This window comes from Dyadobacter sp. LHD-138 (genome assembly GCF_030929615.1).
Taxonomy (GTDB): Bacteria; Bacteroidota; Bacteroidia; order Cytophagales; family Spirosomataceae; genus Dyadobacter.
Genome location: NZ_JAVFVU010000013.1, coordinates 202,899 through 223,552 on the forward strand (window position 1 = coordinate 202,899; position 20,654 = coordinate 223,552).

Consider the following 20,654-nt stretch of genomic DNA (forward strand, 5'->3'; position numbering starts at 1 on the left):
CATTTAAAATAATGTTTTGGCTGAAAATTCGTGTTTTGGAAGGAATCGTATGTATCAATAATATTTGATGGCTAATCAATGGAAAAAATAATGGCAGACTATATTTTTTAGCGTTAGATCTGAAATTGCATTTCAATCCTTAAATGACCGGCTTCTTAGTGTGGCCATACCGGAACAACTCGCCGGGCGGAATCTCTTTGCGTATATATATTAACGTTTTTTTTTGAACGATCCTTTCGATGGATGTAAGCACGTAATAATTTTCGGTTTTCTGAATACAATGTGGCTTAAAAATGCCGGGTTCCCGGTTATCAGGATAAGACTTTGAGTTTTGTGGTGGCGAAGACTTATGCTTTGGTAATAAGAATGTCCGGATGATTCCGACAATACCAATGAATCTGTATCTAACCCAATAGCCCCTTAACGTATGAAAAAACATGTAACATTTCTTTTATTGTTTGGGCTCAGTCAGTTTTCTGTTTTTGCCCAAAACAAAATCACCGGAAAGGTAACAACGCCGGATGGACAGGCGCTTCCGGGGGTGAATGTCCAGGTCAGCGGTACTACGCATGGAACAGCCACAGATGTGGAAGGGAAGTATGTCCTTAACGCCGCCAGTGAGGCCACCCTCGTTTTTTCTTACATTGGCTATGTTAGTCAGACAATTAGGGTTGATAATCGGTCGGTTATCGACATTGTGCTGGAACTGGAATCTAAAAATTTATCCGAAGTTGTCGTTACGGCCTTGGGTATCAAAAGAGAAGCGAAAACGTTGGGTTATGCAACGGCAACGGTAAATGCGGACCAGATTTCAACCAACCGTTCTCCCAATGTGATGAGTTCTTTGCAAGGGAAAATGGCAGGTGTCAATATCTCTACACTTTCTACCGGGCCTGCCGGAACGGCCAAAATCCGTATTCGTGGACAGTCGTCTTTTAGCGGACAAAACAGCCCTTTGATCGTAATCAATGGTGTTCCCGTTGATAATTCCAACTACGCCGGTGGCGGAGATTATAGTACGCGTGCCGCGAATAGTTCGGATGGTGGTGATGGTCTTTCAAGCATCAATCCTGATGATATCGAGTCAATGACGGTTTTAAAAGGGGCCACGGCCGCGGCACTTTATGGCTCCCGTGCAAAGGATGGCGTGGTAATGATCACCACCAAAAGCCGGGGAACGGGCAAAGGACTCGGCCTGGATTATAACATGAATTTCACGACGGATACGCCGTTGGATTACACTGATTTTCAATACGAATATGGGCAGGGAGAGGGCGGCATTCGTCCGACAACGGCCAATCCGACATCGGGGGTATGGAGTTTCGGAGAGAAGTTTCAGCCGGGGATGAAACAGATATTGTTTGATCATGAGGAATATCCATACGAGCCTGTCTTTAACCGGGTGCGTAAATTTTACAATGTGGCGACAAATCTCACCAACACCATTACGGTCTCGAATAATGGACCGAACGGAGGTTTTAGCATGTCGCTTGCCAATACGGACAACAAAGGTATCGTCCCCAATTCCAAATTTAACAGGAAGACGGTAAACATTGGTTTTGTTCAAAATATTTCCAAGCGTTTGACAGCCAGTGGAAATATAAATTATTCCAAAGAAAAAAATACCAATCCGCCGCAAATAGATGCACAGGATTTTGCAACGCCCACCGTCATATTCACGCTCGCCAACTCGATGCCTTTTGACGCGCTGGAAAAAAATCAAACACATGCCAATGGCGACGAATTTGTTTTTTCAAGATTTCTGGTGCGCAACAATCCATATTATTCGGTCAATAAACATGTGGAAAATATCACACGTGACAGGTTATTCGGCAATGTTGCGCTGAAATATCAGTTTACCAGCTGGCTTTATTTACAAGGTCGTATTGCCCAGGATTTTTATGTCCGTAATCAGGATTATAACATTCCCAACGGATATGCGCCGATTGCCAAAGCGCCGGTAGGATTTGTAAATGGCTCTTTTACCCAGGACGTCCGCAGAAATACAGAACGAAACCTTGATTTTATTCTTGGCGGGAACCATACTTTTGGCTCCATCGGGCTGGATGTTACGCTGGGAGGCAACCAGCGTTATGCGAGAAACGATTATAATAGTGTTACCGTACAGGACTTTATCCAGCCAGGCCTGTATACGGTCATGAACGGACGGGTAAAAAATCCGCTTTATAGTTTATCAGAAAAGAAGATTAATTCACTCTACGGCGCTGCCACGATTTCATACAAGGAGTTTCTTTACCTGAACGTTACGGCCAGAAATGACTGGTTTTCAACACTGGCCCCGCAAAACCGCAGTATTTTATATCCTTCGGTAACGGCGAGTTTTATCTTTTCCCAGGCGTTTTCAAACCTACCTTCCTGGATCAGTTTTGGAAAACTAAGAGGTGCTTATGCACAGGTGGGATCGGACAATGTACTGCCTTATTCGAACGCATTGTATTATGGCATAGACAATAATCTTTTTCCCAATCCATCAGGGCAGACGGTGCCGGTTGGCGGGATCAATGCCGCTACGGTACCCAATAAAAATCTGAGGCCGCTGCGGGTGAAGGAAGCGGAAGGTGGTATTGAAATGAAATTGTTCAACAATATGCTCGGTTTTGATTTTACCTATTATCACAAAACGACAGACGATCAGATACTTGCCGCGCAGATTTCCGATGCTTCGTCGTACACAAATCAGTTGATCAATGTCGGAAGAAGCAGGAATCAGGGCATGGAATTGTTGCTGACCGGCTCACCTGTCAATACAAATGCTTTTCGCTGGGATGTGAGTTTTAATGCTTCTTACAACACTTCCAAAGTGTTAAAGCTCGGTTTGGCGGATAAGGATACCGTGATTACAGTTGGTGGCGGCGGCGGGCGAACGCTCAATGAAGTGGTTGGAAAACCCATCGGTCAGCTGTACACTTTTACGTATCTGAGAGATGTGCAGGGCAGACAGGTTTTTGACAAAAACAGCGGCTTACCCATGCGGAACAATACGTTGAAAAATGTCGGAAATGCGCTGCCGAAATATTTTGGCGGTATTACCAACACATTCACATACAAGGGCATTATGCTGTCGACGCTGATTGATTTCAAGCTGGGTTACAAAATGATTGCCGGCCGGAATATCAATTATATGCGGCATGGATTGTCAAAAAGGACATTGCCGGGACGTGCAGAAGGTTATGTGATTGGCAACGGTGTTAATCCGGATGGGGAAATCAATAAAACAAAATCGGCGGTTCAGCCTTTTTACGAGTCGGTTAATCCGCTGGGGATCAACGAGGACTTTGTGTCCAATGCAGGTTTCTTGAAATTACGCCAGATTACGCTGAGTTATGATTTTGGGAAGTTGCTGCCACAGGACTGGTTTATCAGGGGTTTGCGGTTAAGCGCGGTTGCCAACAATGTGCTGATTATTAAAAAATGGACTGAAAATATGGATCCCGAAGAGGTTTTGAATTCTTCGGATAACGCGGCCGGACTGGATTTCTGGCCGGGTCTGCCACCAACGAGGAGTATCGGGTTTAACCTGAATATCAGATTTTGACGGATACATCTGTATGATTTTCAAAACATTAAAATTTGAAGAAATGAAAACGAGAACCTTATATATTCTTGGATTACTGATCGTTATCAATCTGTTTTCGGCCTGCGACAAGGATTTCGACGAAATCAATACAAACAAAGTTGACCCGACCTCGCTCGCGCCTACTTTTGTCATGAACAAGGCTATCATCAGCACCACCTATCTCGATGGCGTGAGTACGCTGGGTATGTTATATTATAATTTTGGTATTGTGCAACAAGTAATTACACCTTATGGAAGTTCGTTGTCGGGCGGGAATTACAACCAGTTTAACAATGCCAATACGCCGCTTGTCTGGGTGAATTTTTACAGAAATGTGATAAAACAAATCGTCGCCGTTGTTAACCAGACCAAGGAGGACCCTGCACAGAAAAATACCTACAACGCCGCCCGGATCTGGAAGGCTTATGCGTTTATGATTTTGACCGATACGTACGGAGATGTTCCTTATTTTGAAGCCGGACAAGGTTATATCAATGAAGTGATCCGTCCAAAATATGATGCGCAGGAGGCCATTTACAAAGACATCCTGAAAGAACTTGAAGAGGCGTCAACAGCGCTGGATATTACACAACCAGCGGTAACAACGGATATTTTGTATGGAGGAAATGTTTCAAAATGGAAGAAACTGGGTTATTCACTGATGTTACGGGCGGGTATGCGTTTGTCAAAAGTGGATCCTGCAACCGCTAAAACCTATGTCACAAAGGCAGTCACAGGCGGATTGTTTGAATCCAATGCTGATAATTCGTTGATCCGTCACACGGCGATTTGGAACAATTATATTGCCAATCATTTGGCGGCCAGAGAGAAGACCAATTTTTATCTGGCAGCGCCCTTTGTGAATTACCTGAAAGACAATAATGACCCGCGCCTGCCGGTTTTTTCGGTGCGTTATGTGGGGGCGAAAGGAGGGCCGGAACAGGTTCCAGCCCGTGCCAGTTCTGACCCGAAAGTACAGATTGGGATGCCCATGGGCTATAACGATGTGACGATCAACACCGTGCTTGCGCAAAATGGGGTGGTGAGTTTATGGGATTTTACACAAATTAACCTGTCAACCGTTTTGAAATTGGATGCACCGGAATTTCATGTGACCTATGCAGAAAACCAGTTGCTGTTAGCCGAAGCGGCCTTTCGGGGCTGGATTACGGGCGAGGTGGCAATTTATTATACCAAGGGTATCAGGGCAAATCTGGAACAAATGGCTCTTTATGATGCAAGTGCTGCAATTAAAGAAGATGCGATCCTGGCTTATCTGGAGGCGCATCCGTTGACGATAGGCAAAGAGCTGGAGTTGATCAACACGCAATATTGGGTGGCAACTTTCTTGGACGGGAGCGAGTGTTTTGCCAATTTCCGGAGAAGCGGATTTCCGGCTTTGAAGAAAAATCCATATCCCGGATCCGAAATCAAGGAAGATTTTATCCGCCGCCTGCCTTATCCCGACAGCGAGATTATTGCAAACCTGCAAAATGTGAATGAGGCCATCGCGCGTCAGGGAGCAAACGACTTAAATACCCGAGTCTGGTGGGACAAAAAATAGGAGAGGCCGAAAGCCAGTTGCCAGCAGTAAAAAGAATATTTACTCACTTACCATGAAAGTTTATGAATAAAACTGATTATAGCCGTCGTGACACCATGAAAATGCTGGGATTAAGTTCTTCGGCAGGATTATTGGGACTATTTGGAGGTGTTTCAAATGCCGAGGCGCGGGAGGCAAAAGGTACGCCCGAATATGCCAAAGCCATGAAACCGGTAAAAATTACAAGCGTGCGCGCGATTGCAACGGCACCGCAGGGGTCCAATCTGATCGTTGTGAAAGTAGAAACTTCGGAGCCCGGTTTGTATGGCCTGGGCTGTGCCACATTTACACAAAGAGCGGCTGTCGTGGTTGTGGCCATCAATACCTATCTCAACGAATTTTGTGTTGGCAAGGACGTGGATAATATTGAAGATATGTGGCAAAGCGCCTATGTCAGCTCCTATTGGCGGAACGGTCCTACGCTGAATAATGCCCTGAGCGGCCTGGATCAGGCACTTTGGGATATCAAAGGCAAGCGGGCGGGCATGCCTGTTTTTCAGTTATTGGGCGGAAAATCGCGCTTTGCCATTCCATGTTACACACACGCAAATGGCAAAACACCGGAAGAAACCGTCGAAAGCGTAAAGAAAATTCAGGAACAAGGTTACAAATATATCCGTATTCAGCAGGGAGGTTATGGCGCGGTGGGCAGCACGGAGCAAAAACCTGATTTTAAAGTGGCTGGGTTTGGCGGGGAAACGGATAATTTTATGAACGAGCGGCTGTATCTGAAATCTGTTCCAAAATTGTTTGAGACAGTGCGGAAGGGTTGTGGCGATGAGGTGGAATTGCTTCACGACATCCACGAACGGGTGCAGCCGATGGATGCAATTAACATGATCAAACGACTGGAAGAGTTTCGTCCGTTTTTTATTGAAGATCCATTTTCACCGGAAAACATGAAGTGGTTCAAGCAGTTGCGTGCCAGTACCACCGTGCCGTTGGCGATGGGCGAGCTGTTCAATAACATCAATGAATTTCTGGAACCGATGGCGAATCAATGGTTTGACTATATCCGGATTCACGTGTCACAAATAGGAGGGATCACGCCGGCCATGAAAGTAGCCCGTTTGGGCGAATGGTTTAATGTGAAAACGGCCTGGCATGGTCCTGGCGATGTTTCTCCCGTGGGTCATGCTGCACACGCACACATCGATCTTGCCGTCTGGAATTTCGGGATTCAGGAAGCGGTACAATTTAATCAGAAAATGCTCGACGTATTTTCCGGCTGTCCAACGATGAAAAACGGATACATGTCGGTCAACGAAGTCCCGGGGCTAGGCGTGGATATCAACGAAAAAGAGGCTGCAAAATATCCGATCGGTACAAAATCAAACTGGCAGGTCCGTAAGTTTGACGGGACGATCATTCGGCCATAGCAAAAAAGCGCCATCGTCTGACGGAAAATCAGTTGGTGGCGCTTACGTTTTGATTATCATGAAGTTGTCATTTGTGTTTATTTAAAGGGTAATGAGTCTTGTAGAATTAATTTATTATTTTTCTTTGAAAAAATGTAAAATTAATTCATCGAATATTTTTTTTTGTTTAATCGATTAAACTTATATTTGATACGCTTTTAAAGTTGTACCCAATGAATGCCAAAAAGATTTCCTTAAAGGATATAGCTTCAAAAGCAGGTGTTTCTACGGCGCTTGTATCTTATGTTTTGAATGGTAAAGAAAAGGAAAGCAGGGTTGGGCATGAGATTGCAAAGAAAATAAAGGAAATAGCCAGGGAGCTGAATTATCAGCCGAATCACCTGGCTAAGAGTTTGAGAAGCGGTAAAACGCATACGATTGGTCTTGTTATCGCAGATATATCCAATCCCTTTTTTGCCAACATTGCACGCGTGGTAGAAGATGAAGCGAAAAAAAGCGGATATACAGTCATTATTGGAAGTTCAGACGAAAAGGCCGAGAAAGCCTGGGATTTGTTAAATGTACTGATTAACAGGCAGGTTGATGGCTTCATCATTGTATCATCCGAACATTCGGAGTCGCATATTCATTACCTGAAAGAGCGGAATATTCCGTTTGTATTGCTGGACCGGCACTTTCCCGATTTGCAGACTGATTTTGTCGCAACCAATAACTACAAGGCATCTTACGATGCAGGGGTTCATTTGATCAATGGCGGGTATGAGCGTATCGGCATTATTGCTTACCGTTCCGATATGTATCACATGCAGGAACGTGTGCGGGGATATCAGCAGGCTTTGAAGGATCACAAGTTTGTTTTCAAAAATAACTGGTTGAAAGAAGTCAGATTTGAAAATATAGAGCAAGAGGTGAAAACTGCAATTGATGAGATGACATCCACTGAAGATAAGGTTGACGCGATTATTTTTGCTACCTATGGTTTGGCAATCAACGGATTAAAATATATAAATGAGTTAAAATTAAGGGTCCCGGATGATCTGGCCATTGTAAGTTTCGGACAGGCGGAGGTTTTTGATCTTTATTATTGTCCGATTACCTATCTGAAACAGCCATTGGAGCTTTTAGGGAAAACCTCGGTAGAATTTTTGCTGGCGAAACTGAAAAATCCGGATGAAGGCATGAAACAGATCCTGATGGAAGCAAAATTAATAGCCAGGGATTCGTCCATGGCAAAAACCTCCTCACCGGTGACCTGATTTTTGTGAATTTGCTTAATCGATTAATGCATATCTGAGTTACTATTCCTAAACCTAAAATTATTTCCGATGCAAAGGAGAAATTTTATTAAATCTGCTGTTCTGGGCTCGGCTGCCGTTGTTGCGGGTTTTCCTTTTGAGAAAGCAGAAGCGGCCTCCAAATTGAAGATCACAAAAATAAGATATTACAGTGCGCCGGGTTATAACAAACCGCTGTTTAATCAGGCACGCGGCATTGTGGAAGTGGAAACGGACGGAGGAATCATTGGTATTGGCGAAGGAGGTTCCAAGGATATGATTGAACAATGCGCGCAGATGATCATCGGGGAGGACCCTTTCCGGATCGAGCATTTGTGGCAGTATGTTTACCGGGGGATGTTTTACCCGCCCGGCAGAGAAAAACTGCACGCGCTCGGCGCCATCGAGATGGCGTTGTGGGATATTAAAGGAAAAGCATTGGGCGTGCCGGTTTATGAGTTATTGGGCGGAGCCACCCGTGACTATGTGGAGTGTTATGCAACCGGTTTCCGGGCATCCAAAGCCAAAACAGAAGAAGAACGTGCAAGGGATTGTATTGAAGCGGGGTTGCGGTCGTATCGTATAGGGCCTACCGGTGGTAACGGGGAGGAGCCTTTTGACTTTTATGAGAATGTAAAAAAGACCATAGAATTTTGCAAGCGAATTGACGCCGCGGTGGGTGGAGGTGGCAAATGGGCCATCGATCTGCATACCCGTTTTGACATGACGGATGGGTTAAAAATCTGCAATGCCATTGAAAATATGGAGCCGTATTTTGTAGAGGATATCGTCCGTTCGGAAAACCCGGGCGTGTACAAAACGGTGAGGTCGATGACCAAAGTACCGATTGCCGTAGGGGAGCAGTTTGGAGATCGCTGGGATATTAACGAATTGATAGAAAACAGGTTAATCGATTATACACGGGTGACTTTACCCAATACCGGCGGAATTGGCGAGTTCAAGAAAATTGCCAGCCTGTGCGAAACCCATTATGTGGGCATGATACCGCATTTCACGGGACCGCTTTCTACTGCGGCACTGGTACACACATTGGGATCGAGCAGTCCGTACCGATGTCTGATGGAACTGGGCGGCGGTGAGCCTGAACGTCCGGCGTACTTTAACGAAGATTTTATAAACTTTAAAAACGGAAAGTTATATCTCAATCCGAGTCCTGGATTGGGTGTGAAATTTGATCCCGCCAAGGCAACTTTTGTAATGGAAGTGAAGGAAAAGACCAAATTCCCGCATCCTTATCTGAAAAGTCCGGACGGGGCGATTCACGGCTGGTGATTTAAAAAAGTTTTAGTCAGGATCATTTTATGCCTTGAATTTTCGGATTCAAGGCAACCCTATAACCATGTGACCACGCGTCCCTCAGTAACAGTCTTATTCGTAGCAACCCCTAACTCTTAAAGGGTAAACAGTTATCCGCTTTTTAATCATTATGTACTCCTTAAAAAATAAGGTATGAAGAAACTTGTAAGTATCTTTTTGTTAAACCTGTGTTTATGCCTGAGCGTCGCGTACGGGCAGGATGTCAAAATCACGGGTAAGGTTACCGATGGAGAAAATGCCGTTTTACCGGGCGTCAATATTCTCGTCAGTGGTTCGTCTCTGGGAACCGTTACGGATGCAGAAGGAAAATATGCCATCAATGCGCCTGCTTCTGGTTCGCTTGTTTTTTCTTTTATCGGTTATGAAAGTCAGACGGTTGCGATCAACAGCAGGTCGTCTATTGACGTGAAACTGGTACAGGAACTGAAAACGCTGAATGAGGTGGTTGTGGTAGGGTATGGTACACAAAAGAAGACCGACGTGACCGGGGCACTCTCGGTGATTTCTACCAAAGAATTTGCCCAGCAGCCTGTTAATCGCCTCGATCAGGTGTTACAGGGACGTGCGACAGGGGTGCAGGTTACGCAGGCCAACGGCTCTCCCGGTGGTGATGCGCGTATCCGTGTCAGAGGGGCCAATTCAGTTTTGGGCAATAACAATCCGCTGTATGTGATTGACGGTTTTGTTGGTGCAGACTTTAACTTTTTGAATACCAGTGATATAGAGACCATTCAGATTTTGAAAGATGCGGCTTCGACATCTGTTTATGGAAGTCGGGGAGCGAACGGGGTTATCATTATTACCACCAAAAGAGGTGCAAAAGGAATAAAAGTTAGCTATGAAGGACAAGGAAGTACGTCCGAAGTTATTAAAAGATATGATGTTTTACCAGCTGGAGAGTTTGCTGAAATTGTAAATGCCCGTTCGACAGCCACAGGTTCCACGCCTCCGTTTACTACTGAACAGATCAATGCCTTTAAACAGAATGGCGGCACCGACTGGCAGGACCTTGTTTATCGCAAAGGCAGTGGTCAGCAGCAGCAGGTAACCGTTTCGGGTGGTGGAGACAAAACCACTTTTCTGATTTCCGGAAATTATCTGAAACAGAAAGGGATCATGGAAAACAGTGATTTCAAACGTTACATTTTGCGGACAAACATCACAACAAAGTTCAATGACAAGTTATCACTCCGGTTAAATTTGTCGGGCAGCAATACTAAAAATCACAATACGAACGGAGGCGGCGCACTTATTCAGGCGCTTGCCTGGGCACCTACCACCCCGGCATATGGAGCCGATGGGCAGCCTACCTTTACGGATCCAACGGGATCCGTTTACCGAAGCCCGCTGGATTATTTGTATGACCAGTCGGTGGACCAGAAACGTACTGCCTTGAACGCAAACGGTGGAATCCGGTACGATTTGCCGATCAAAGGTCTCTCACTTGATTTGCAGTATGCGATCAATTATCTGAATGCGCAGAACCTGAACTTTACAGGGAAAAGATTGTCTAACAACGTTCCCTCCGCTTCCCGTTATTCCTCAGAGCAGGTGACGCTCCAATACCAATTCGCTGAACTATAATATTACCCTGGCGAAAGATCATTCCATTAACGCAGTCGCTGTCCTGGAAACACAGCAGTTCACCGACAGAAACTTCACGGCCTCTGCGAGCGGACTGCGTTTTCCGCAGCTGGGTTATGACAACATCGGCGGTAATTCGGCGGCAACTGTCGCGTCGGGATTCCAGAAATGGACTTTACTTTCTCTGCTGGGCAGGGTGAATTATTCATTCAAAGATAAATATTTGCTTTCGGCAGCCGTTAGACGGGATGGTTCGTCCAAATTCGGAAGTGATAACCGGTACAGTGTTTTCCCCTCGGTGGCTGTGGGCTGGCGTCTATCAGAGGAGGAATTTATCAAGTCACTCAATGTTTTCAGTAACCTGAAATTGCGTGCCAGCTGGGGGAAAACGGGTAGCCAGGCCATTAATCCTTATGCCACGTTGTCGCCTTACAGCATTACGCAGGTGGCTTTCAATAATACCGCGGTTACTTCGGGGGTTATCCAGGGCAATCAGGGGAACCGGAATCTGAGATGGGAGACGACCCAGCAGGTTGACGTGGGACTTGAAATGGAATTTCTCAATGGCCGGATCAAATTCGAAGTGGATTATTTTAAGAAAAACACAACGGACCTTTTGCTGAATGTTGCCATACCAAGTTATGCGGGTGGTGGGACACAGGCAAGAAATGTCGGAGAAGTCGAAAACAAGGGATTTGAATTTTCAATCGGCGGAACCCCGTTGGTGGCCAATAATTTTACCTGGGAAACCAATCTGAATTTTTCAACATTGAAAAATAAAGTGGTCAGTTTGGGAGGTTTGGCGAGGCTGGGAACAGGAACCGGGGTTGGTGCTGGAATGTCGACTACCAATGAATTTATGCTGATGCCAGGAGAGCCGTTGGGATCTTACTGGGGACTGAATTATCTGGGAACATTCAAGGAAAATGAAAAGGATCTAGCCGCAAAACAGGGCAGAGTACCCGGTGATCCGCATTACGAGGATTTGAATGGTGACAACAATATCACAACGGATGATTTCAAGATTATTGGTCGTGCTTTCCCAAAAGTAACGGGCGGTTGGAACAACACTTTTACCTATAAAGGATTTACCGCGAACGTGTTTTTTCAAGGTGTGTTCGGAGTGGATAAATTGAATTATACCCGGGCAGCAGCCATGTCAGGATCGGGAGATGCGCGCCAGTTTATACTGGCTGAAATTCGGGATTATTATCGTCCGGGGAATGAAAACTCAAACGTTCCGGCCTTTACAAAAACCTATCAGCCATTTACGCAATCCAGCCGGTTTCTTGAAAACGGTAGTTTTGTCCGCCTGAAAAATGTGAGCTTATCTTACACCATTCCAACGGCGTTTATTCAAAACAAAGTGAATGTACGTGTATTCGCAAGCGCAACCAATTTGCTGACGATCACGAAATACAAGGGGCCGGATCCTGAATCAAGCAACGTAGGATCAGGGACGGATACGGCGATCGGTATTGATTACGGATCTTATCCAAATTCCAAAACGTACACGTTCGGGCTAAACTTATCTTTTTAAAGACATAAAATATACTCACATGAAAAAGATCATGCTATTGATCCTTACGGTTTTTGCAGCAACTGGCTGCGGGGATTATCTGGATGAAGACACAACAGGATTGTTATACGGTGACAATGTGCTGACCACGCAGGACGGTCTTGAATCCGCCTTGACGGGTGCTTACAAAGGACTTGGGTCACAGTGGAGTTATGGCTTTATACATCCGTCGGCCAATGCCGCTACGATTGGCAGTGATGATGTAACGACACATCCGGCAAGTAACAAGGCCGACTGGCGTGAGTTTGATCAGTTTGCTGTTTCTACCACAAACCAACGGTCGGGAGCCGTTTACAATGGCTGCTACAAAGCGATTCAGGGAGCCAATAACGTAATCAATAATTTTACAAAAACGGTTGGTACCAAAGCGACGATCGATATCATTGTCGGTGAGGCTTATTTCATACGTGCGTTTTCCTACTATTGGCTGACCCGTTTTTATGGAAATATTCCTCTGATCACTACCGGAGAATATTCGGATGAGCTGCTGACTGTCGGCAAGTCGACATCGCAACAGGTGTACGATCTGATCGTGGCAGACTTAAAAGTGGCTGAAACGAATTTGCCCAATGCGAAACGTGATCCGGGGCGGCCTAACAAGGGTTCCGCGAAAGCTTTTCTTGCGGATGTTTATTTAACCATGGCTGGATGGCCTTTGAAACAGACCGACAAGTATGACCTGGCGGCTGCCAAAGCCAAAGAGGTAATTGACAACAGAGCTGCGTATGGGTTTCAGCTGCTGCCAACATTCGCAGCGGTTTTTGAAAATGATCCGGCATCAAGCGGAACAGCAGAGGCCGTTTTTCAGATCAATGGGTTTGCGGGTGGAAGCGGTACGGCGAATGCAACCTATGGAAATACGACGATGCCTGGCGAAGAAGGTGGCTGGGACGATATGTTTGCCGAGCTGAATTTCTTCAACGAATTTCCCGCAGGACCGCGAAAAGATGCCACTTTTCGTACAGAGTTTGGTTTGGGCGCTACAAAAATTCCATGGCAGCAAAGCCTGACCAAACATCCTTATTACAAGAAATGGTATATCAAAGGCAATGTTGTAACCTCAAGTATTTCGTTGCCATCGGTCATGATGCGTTATGCGCACGTGCTGACTGTTTATGCGGAAGCAAAAGCGCGCGGAACAGGCGGGCCGGATGAGGCGGCCTATGATGCGCTCAATCAGGTTCGGTTGCGCGGCTGGGCTACCGGAACAAAGGCGCTTTCCACGGCTGATGGTCTGTCTGCTGCCAGGTTTGCCGACGAAGTGGTGCAGGAACGTGCCTGGGAATTTGCCTGTGAGAGAACCCGCTGGTTTGACCTTATCAGGTTGGAAAAGGTGGAAGAAGCCAATGCGAAAAAGAGCCCGGATGATCTTCAGCCGATTAAACCGATCACAAAAGCAAACTATTGGTTTATGCTGCCTTACTCGGACACTTCGCTAAATCCAAACCTTAATTAGCCGTTCACGCGAATGCGTTGTTACAAAAAATCTGATCGTGAAAGCACTATACGTTCAAATGCAACGCATTCGCGTGAGCATAATTTGTTTACTTTTATCAGGTAAACTTATAAAATCCTAGAAATGAGAAAGAAATTTATATTGTTTGGCTTGTTAACCAGTTTGTGCAGCGGCGTTTTCACCGCCACCGATTTTCCCGAAGCAGACATTACGAATGGTATCGTCAAAGCGAAATTATATTTGCCCGATGTTAGCAACGGTTATTATCAGGGTACAAGATTCGACTGGGGTGGTGTAATCCCAAGCCTGGAATATAAAGGCCATACTTATTTTGGAAAATGGTTTGATCATTACGATCCTAAGCTACACGACGCCATCAGCGGCCCGGTGGAAGAATTTACGCCATTGGAATACAATGAAGCGGCGGTCGGAGCGGATTTTGTAAAGATAGGCGTAGGGATTCTCCGCAAACCTGACGATAAACCCTATTCTTTTGCCAGTACTTATGATGTCGTTAACAACGGAAAATGGACGGTGAAGAGAAAAAGTGAAGTAGTGGAATTTACACATGAGCTGACAGACCAATCGGGATACGCTTACATTTACCACAAAACAGTCCGGTTAACGAAAGGGAAACCTGAGCTTGTTTTGGAGCATAGCCTGAAAAATGTGGGCAAAAAGGCAATCGCTACCAGCGTTTATAACCACAACTTTTTCATGATCGACAACGAGCCGACAGGCCCCGGCGTCAAAGTTACATTTCCTTTTGACGTAGCTGCCGAGGGTAAAGGTTTCGGTACCATCGCCAATGTAAAAGACAAATCGATCATTTTTACGCGTCCGTTGGAGAAAAAAGAACAGGTTTTTAGTGCCGGATTACAGGGATTAACCCAGTCCCCAAAAGATTATGATCTGAAAATTGAAAATGTTAAAACCGGAGCCGGGGTGCGGATTACAAGCGACCAGCCGATTGAGAAACTGGTTTATTGGGCATGTTCCACAACGGCCTGTCCGGAGCCTTATATTAAACTTAATGTGGAGCCGGGCAAGGAAGTGAAATGGAAAATTAACTACGCATTCTATACGACTAAAAAATAAAAAGGATTAGGAGGTGACTGAACCAGTCACCTCCTAATCTTGAAATATGCTACTGTATTGGTGAAAGATTAACCGCTGCAAAATGGAGCGGACAGGTATTGTTGTGTCTTAAAAAATAAGAAATGAAATATTTCTCACTCATATGCCTCCCTTTCACACTGATCCTGATGATCATCTGTGGAATTAAAAACAAAGAAAAAGACGACGTCCGGCGGGTCGACTCGGAAGATCACGACTGGCCAACCTATGGCGGAAACAAAGCCGGGAACCGATATTCTCCTTTGACGCAAATCAACCTGGAAAATGTCAAAAACCTGCAACCTGCATGGAGTTATGACACAGGTGAAAACAAAAATAACGGCGAACGCGGGATGGACATTCAGTGCCAGCCGATCGTGGTCAACGGTATTTTGTACGGTACTACGCCGCGTATGAAATTATTCGCGATTGATGCAGCAACGGGAAAAGAGCTATGGAAATTCAATCCATTTTCCGATCCTGAAAAACGACCGAGATTTCACCCGCTCCGAGGCGTTGTTTATTGGGAAAACGGTGCTGATAAACGGATTTTATATTCGGTCGGCCCCGTTTTGTACGCGATTAATGCCGCCAACGGTGAGAAAGTTTCTACTTTCGGTAAGGATGGCGAAGTTGACCTGAGAATTGGTTTGGGAGGGAAAGAGGTTTTCGGACACGAAACCGCCAATCTGTCGATACGCAGTACAACGCCGGGTGTGGTTTTCAAAGATTTGCTGATCATGGGATCCAGTGTGTCGGAAGGTGGCGATGCGCCTCCGGGTTATATCCAGGCCATTGACATCAAAACCGGGAAACTTGCCTGGGTATTTCATACCGTTCCGCTGCCTGGTGAATACGGATATGAGACCTGGGATAAAGATTCCTACAAGAAAATCGGTGGTGCCAATTGCTGGGCGGGTATGGTCGTGGATGAGAAAAGGGGGGTGGTTTATGCCGGAACGGGTTCTCCATCCGTCGATTTTTATGGTGGTGCAAGAAACGGCAAAAACCTTTTCGCCAACTGCGTCATTGCGATCAACGCCAAAACCGGCAAGAGAATCTGGCATTTTCAAACGGTTCATCATGATCTATGGGACCGGGATGCACCTTGTCCTCCGAATCTCATTACGGTAAAAAGTAAAGGAAAAACGGTCGATGCGGTGGCACAAGCTACCAAGGACGGTTATATGTTTTTATTTGACAGGGACAGCGGAAAGCCCCTTTTTGATGTGAATGAAGTAGCCGTTCCAACTTCCCCAGCCTTGCCAGGGGAAAGACCATGGCCCACCCAGCCAATTCCGGTAAAACCTGCGCCCTTTGCCAATCAGGAGTTAACAGAAGTCGATATTACAAACCGCACGCCGGAGGCACATGCTTATGTGCTGGACCGTTTCGTGAACAGCAAACATGGTAGTAAATACCTTCCGCCAAGTCTGGAAGGAACCTTGTATTATGGTTTTGGCGGCGGTGCAGAGTGGGGCGGAAATGCGGCCGATCCCGACGGCATTATCTACCAAAATTCCAACAACATGTTGTGGTGGTTAAAAATGCGTGAAGCAAAAGAGGTGGACAACCGTGTGCTGACAAGAGGCGCAACTTTGTTTAATACCAATTGCACCTCATGCCATGCCAATGGAGGGAATTCAGCGTCTGCCCGTAATGTGGCGCAGGCTTATCCAAATCTGACGGATGTAGGAAAAAGACTTTCGAGAGAACAGATTGCCACGGTTCTGGAAACGGGAAGAGGCAGAATGCCTTCTTTTTTGCATCTTTCAAAAGAGGATAGAAATGAGATTATAAATTTCCTGATGAAAACAGAATCTCAGCCAGTTGCAAAGACGGGTAATCCCAATGACATACATCACGTATCTTCCTCTTTGAAACCGGTTGACGGATCCGATTTTCCTTATATGCCCCCATATTTGAACAACGGAAATGTGCAATTTCGTGATCAGGAAAATTATCCGGCGATCAAACCGCCGTGGGGAACATTAAATGCTATTGATATGAATACCGGCGAGTATTTATGGACAGTACCGCTGGGTGAATATCCCGAATTGAAAGCCAAGGGAATAGCACCAACGGGGACTGAGAACCACGGCGGACCTGTGGTAACCGCGGGTGGGCTGGTATTCATCGCCGCTACTTACGATCAGAAAATCAGGGCCTTTGACCGTAAATCAGGGGAAATTGTGTGGGAATATGAGTTGCCGGCAGGTGGTTTTGCTACCCCGATCACGTACATGGTGGACGGCAAACAGTATATCGCGATCGCCGCCGGCGGCGCCCGTTACGGATTAAAAGCTGGCGGCACCTATGTGGCATTTGCACTGCCCTGATTTTGTAATATTTATTTTCAACAAGCCGATGAAAAATCATATTCTATGTTGTGACTGGGGTACTTCTTCTTTTAGGCTGAGAATCATCGACTTGTGTGACCAACAAATTGCCGGAGAAGTGTTATCCGGCGAGGGTATCGCCAGCACATTTAACGGATGGCAGGCGGGTGCCGGAGAAAATGGGATGGTGCGAAGCCGATTTTTTCGCAATTACCTGAAGAAACAGATCGATATATTATCGGGTAGGTTGTCTTTTAATCTGGATGGCATCACCATTGTGATTTCCGGCATGGCATCATCCTCCATCGGGATGGAGGAAATCCCTTACGGAGATCTGCCTTATGCAACAGATGGAAGTTTGGCTGGAGTCAGGCATTTTGAAGCATTCGATGATTTTCCGCATGAGATCATGTTAATTTCCGGTGTGAAAAGCGAACTGGATGTGATGCGGGGTGAGGAAACTCAGCTGGTCGGGTTGGTGAACCTGGCAGAATTGTCGTCTTTGAAAAATAAGGACGCCATTTTTATTTTTCCGGGAACGCATTCCAAGCATATGTATGTGAAAGAAAATCAGATGGTAGATTTTCAAACCTTTATGACGGGTGAAGTTTTCAATATCATGACGACTTACAGCATTCTGAAAGATTCCGTGGAAAACAGTGCAGGGGCAGTATTTAACGATCGGGAGATAAAAGCCTTTCAATCAGGTGTCCGGCAGTCGGCTGTTTCCAATATTCTGAATGGCCTTTTTAAGGTAAGGACAAACCAGCTTTTTGACAAAATGACAAAAAAAGAAAACGCGTTTTACCTGAGCGGACTTCTGATTGGCAACGAGTTACGGTATTTGCGGGAAAAGAAAAAGTGGGAACTGGTGTTATGCAGTGGCAATAACTTATACGAATTGTATAGATTGGGCATGGAAGAACTGGATCTGACGGACAAAACCACAACGGTTTCTGCCGCGTTAATTGACAAGGCCACCGTAGCCGGGCAGATAAAAATATTTCAAAATCAGACATTAAAATTGAACAATACAAACTCATGAGTCAAAATCCTTTTTCACAGGAATTATTTAAAAAAGCGCCAATTGTTGGCATTATCAGAAATGTATCACTGGAAGATGTGAAGCAAATTTTGCCGGTTTACCGGGCAGCAGGCTTGACGACGATCGAAATCACAATGAATACGTCTGGGGCGGGAGAAATCATTCGTTATGCGATTGAACAGGAAAGTGAGGGCTTAAATATTGGCGCCGGGACGGTTTGTACGAAGGAAGACCTGGAAAATGCGTTGGAAGCAGGTGCGCAGTTCATTGTTACTCCCATTATCAATAAAAAAATAATCAAATCCTGTGTAAAAAAAGGCGTGCCGATTTTCCCGGGAGGATATACCCCGACGGAGCTTTACAACGCCTGGACCTGGGGCGCGACGATGGTGAAAATTTATCCTGCTACTTCGCTTGGCCCCGAATACATCAAAGACCTGAAAGCGCCGCTTAATCACCTGAAAGTATTGCCAACCGGCGGTGTAAGTCTTGAAAATATGGACCAGTTTTTAAAAGCCGGTGCCGATGGATTAGGTATTGGAAGTCAGCTATTTGATAAAAAAATGATTCAAAACAAAGACTGGACTGGTTTGAAAGCCTATTTTGAAAAGTTTGTAGAAAAGTTAAAAAGTGCATCCTGATAGGTTCAGGGGTAGTTTTTAACTTTTGCTGTGGTCATGATTTCTAAACCCTAATTTCTTAGCATTTTATTCGTATGTCTCAGTACAAGATTAAAAATTATCGCTGGATCGTGGTTGTTTTGTTATTTACGGCCACAACAATTAACTATCTCGACCGGCAGATCATAGGCTTGCTGAAACCGATTTTAGAAAAAGAATTTGACTGGACAGAAACTGATTTTGCGCGAATTGTTATGGCTTTTACCGCCGCCTATGCCATAGGGTTATTGCTGTTTGGATGGATTATCGATAAGATCGGAACGAAAAAGGGTTATGCCATAACCATTGTTTTTTGGAGTATCGCGGGTATGCTGCACGCCTGGGCACGGAGCGCTTTTGGTTTCGGTCTGGCCCGGATCGGGCTGGGGCTGGGGGAGGCGGGCAATTACCCGGCTGCGGTTAAAACGGTTGCAGAATGGTTTCCTAAAAAAGAACGCGCATTGGCAACCGGGCTGTTTAATGCCGGCACAAGTATTGGGGTTGTGGTCGCGCTGATGATCGTACCCTGGATTTTGATCCATTACGGATGGCATGAGGTGTTCATCATTACGGGTGCTTTGGGTTTTGTGTGGTTGATTTTCTGGTGGATATTTTATGACGTCCCGTCAAAACAAAAACGGTTATCACAGGAAGAGTTCGAATACATTAAAAGCGGTCAGGAAATAAAGGAGGAAGGTGTTGTGAAAGTGCAATGGACGAAGTTGTTTATCCTTCCGCAAACCTGGGCCTACATTACCGGAAAAGGCCTTATTGATCCGATTTACTGGTTTTTTCTTTTCTGGCTCCCTTCGTATTTTTCGTCGACCTTTAGTCTGGATCTAAAAAAGCCAAGCGTTGAACTGATGCTTATTTACGGAGCGACAACGGCCGGAAGCATTCTGGGAGGCTATTTTTCTTCTCTTTTGATTAAACGTGGTTATCCAACCTTAAAGGCAAGAAAAACCGCGCTGTTTATTTTCGCGGTGCTGGAAACATCGGTTATCCTCGTACAATTTGCGACCGATGTGTGGGTAGCTGTTGCCATGATTAGTCTGGCGGTGGCGGTTCACCAGGCCTGGGCGACGAACGTTTTCACGCTAGCTTCGGACATGTTTCCAAAGCAGGCGGTAAGTTCGGTAGTCGGCATTGGCGGGACGGCGGGAGCTATTGGTGGCATACTGTTTCCTATGCTCGTGGGAAGTCTGCTGGATTCATATAAAGCGATGGGGAATCTGGCGGGAGGTTACAATATCCTTTTCACAATCTGCGGGTTTACTTATTTAACTGCCTGGCTGATCATTCATCTGTTAACGAGAAGATCAGGTTTGGTGGAAATTGAGGAGCTGGTTTGATTTTTTTTGCTTATGGAGACGATTGTGTGTATCAGATCGAAGGGGGATTTTCTTTATCTGAATATCTTTTAAGTGTCTCATTATTAATAATTTACATTTAGGTTCATCGTTTGAAATTCTTTTTATTCCTATTGGCTGGTTTGTCCGGTTCAAAGTTCAGCCTTTTAATTTCTATGAAAATTATCTTCGGGCAGCGTAAAACGATGCTCTACTTTTAATTCATTTCATTGATCGTATCAATACCACGAAACGTCCCTACGGAACGAAAACCAGATCGATCTATCCTCACCTCTACCAACGAAATGTCCCGATGGGATAAGGATATTTCGGTATTTTTGTTCCCATAGGAACAT

General features: G+C 45.5%; 13 protein-coding genes. All 13 read left to right on the plus strand.

The window, feature by feature from the left end; all coding sequences use genetic code 11:
* The first annotated feature begins 427 nt into the window (after positions 1–427).
* The 13 genes from RB622_RS12370 (at position 428) to RB622_RS12430 (ending at position 20,301) form a co-directional block, all read left to right on the plus strand.
* Complete coding sequence (locus RB622_RS12370) at positions 428–3,556, plus strand: SusC/RagA family TonB-linked outer membrane protein (RefSeq protein WP_308046864.1); 3,129 nt, start codon at positions 428–430, stop codon at positions 3,554–3,556.
* Positions 3,557–3,599: 43 nt separating this feature from the next.
* Positions 3,600–5,141 carry a SusD/RagB family nutrient-binding outer membrane lipoprotein gene (locus RB622_RS12375; RefSeq protein ID WP_308046865.1) on the plus strand — a complete coding sequence of 514 codons (1,542 nt, stop codon included), beginning with the start codon at positions 3,600–3,602 and terminating at the stop codon, positions 5,139–5,141.
* A gap of 62 nt (positions 5,142–5,203) precedes the next feature.
* Positions 5,204–6,559: an enolase C-terminal domain-like protein gene (locus RB622_RS12380; RefSeq protein WP_308046866.1), complete on the plus strand. Its 1,356-nt coding sequence runs from the start codon at positions 5,204–5,206 to the stop codon at positions 6,557–6,559.
* A 212-nt stretch (positions 6,560–6,771) separates the two neighbouring features.
* Complete coding sequence (locus tag RB622_RS12385; RefSeq protein ID WP_308046867.1) at positions 6,772–7,815, plus strand: LacI family DNA-binding transcriptional regulator; 1,044 nt, start codon at positions 6,772–6,774, stop codon at positions 7,813–7,815.
* Positions 7,816–7,884: 69 nt separating this feature from the next.
* Positions 7,885–9,126 (plus strand): mandelate racemase/muconate lactonizing enzyme family protein, encoded by a 1,242-nt coding sequence (locus tag RB622_RS12390; RefSeq protein ID WP_308046868.1) that lies wholly within the window; start codon positions 7,885–7,887, stop codon positions 9,124–9,126.
* 177 nt (positions 9,127–9,303) lie between these two features.
* On the plus strand, positions 9,304–10,755 hold the full coding sequence (locus tag RB622_RS12395) for a SusC/RagA family TonB-linked outer membrane protein (RefSeq protein ID WP_308046869.1): 1,452 nt from the start codon (positions 9,304–9,306) through the stop codon (positions 10,753–10,755).
* A 25-nt stretch (positions 10,756–10,780) separates the two neighbouring features.
* Complete coding sequence (locus RB622_RS12400) at positions 10,781–12,295, plus strand: SusC/RagA family TonB-linked outer membrane protein (protein WP_308046876.1); 1,515 nt, start codon at positions 10,781–10,783, stop codon at positions 12,293–12,295.
* A gap of 19 nt (positions 12,296–12,314) precedes the next feature.
* Complete coding sequence (locus RB622_RS12405; RefSeq protein ID WP_308046870.1) at positions 12,315–13,790, plus strand: RagB/SusD family nutrient uptake outer membrane protein; 1,476 nt, start codon at positions 12,315–12,317, stop codon at positions 13,788–13,790.
* A 123-nt stretch (positions 13,791–13,913) separates the two neighbouring features.
* Positions 13,914–14,888 carry a hypothetical protein gene (locus RB622_RS12410; protein ID WP_308046871.1) on the plus strand — a complete coding sequence of 325 codons (975 nt, stop codon included), beginning with the start codon at positions 13,914–13,916 and terminating at the stop codon, positions 14,886–14,888.
* 167 nt (positions 14,889–15,055) lie between these two features.
* Positions 15,056–17,245 (plus strand): PQQ-binding-like beta-propeller repeat protein, encoded by a 2,190-nt coding sequence (locus RB622_RS12415; RefSeq protein WP_308046877.1) that lies wholly within the window; start codon positions 15,056–15,058, stop codon positions 17,243–17,245.
* Between the two features lie 28 nt (positions 17,246–17,273).
* Complete coding sequence (locus tag RB622_RS12420; protein WP_308046872.1) at positions 17,274–18,290, plus strand: 2-dehydro-3-deoxygalactonokinase; 1,017 nt, start codon at positions 17,274–17,276, stop codon at positions 18,288–18,290.
* Positions 18,287–18,931, plus strand: a complete 645-nt coding sequence (locus tag RB622_RS12425) for a bifunctional 4-hydroxy-2-oxoglutarate aldolase/2-dehydro-3-deoxy-phosphogluconate aldolase (protein ID WP_308046873.1) — start codon at positions 18,287–18,289, stop codon at positions 18,929–18,931. Before RB622_RS12420 ends, RB622_RS12425 begins: the two co-directional genes overlap by 4 nt.
* A gap of 74 nt (positions 18,932–19,005) precedes the next feature.
* Positions 19,006–20,301 carry an MFS transporter gene (locus RB622_RS12430; RefSeq protein ID WP_308046874.1) on the plus strand — a complete coding sequence of 432 codons (1,296 nt, stop codon included), beginning with the start codon at positions 19,006–19,008 and terminating at the stop codon, positions 20,299–20,301.
* The last annotated feature ends 353 nt before the right edge of the window (positions 20,302–20,654 follow it).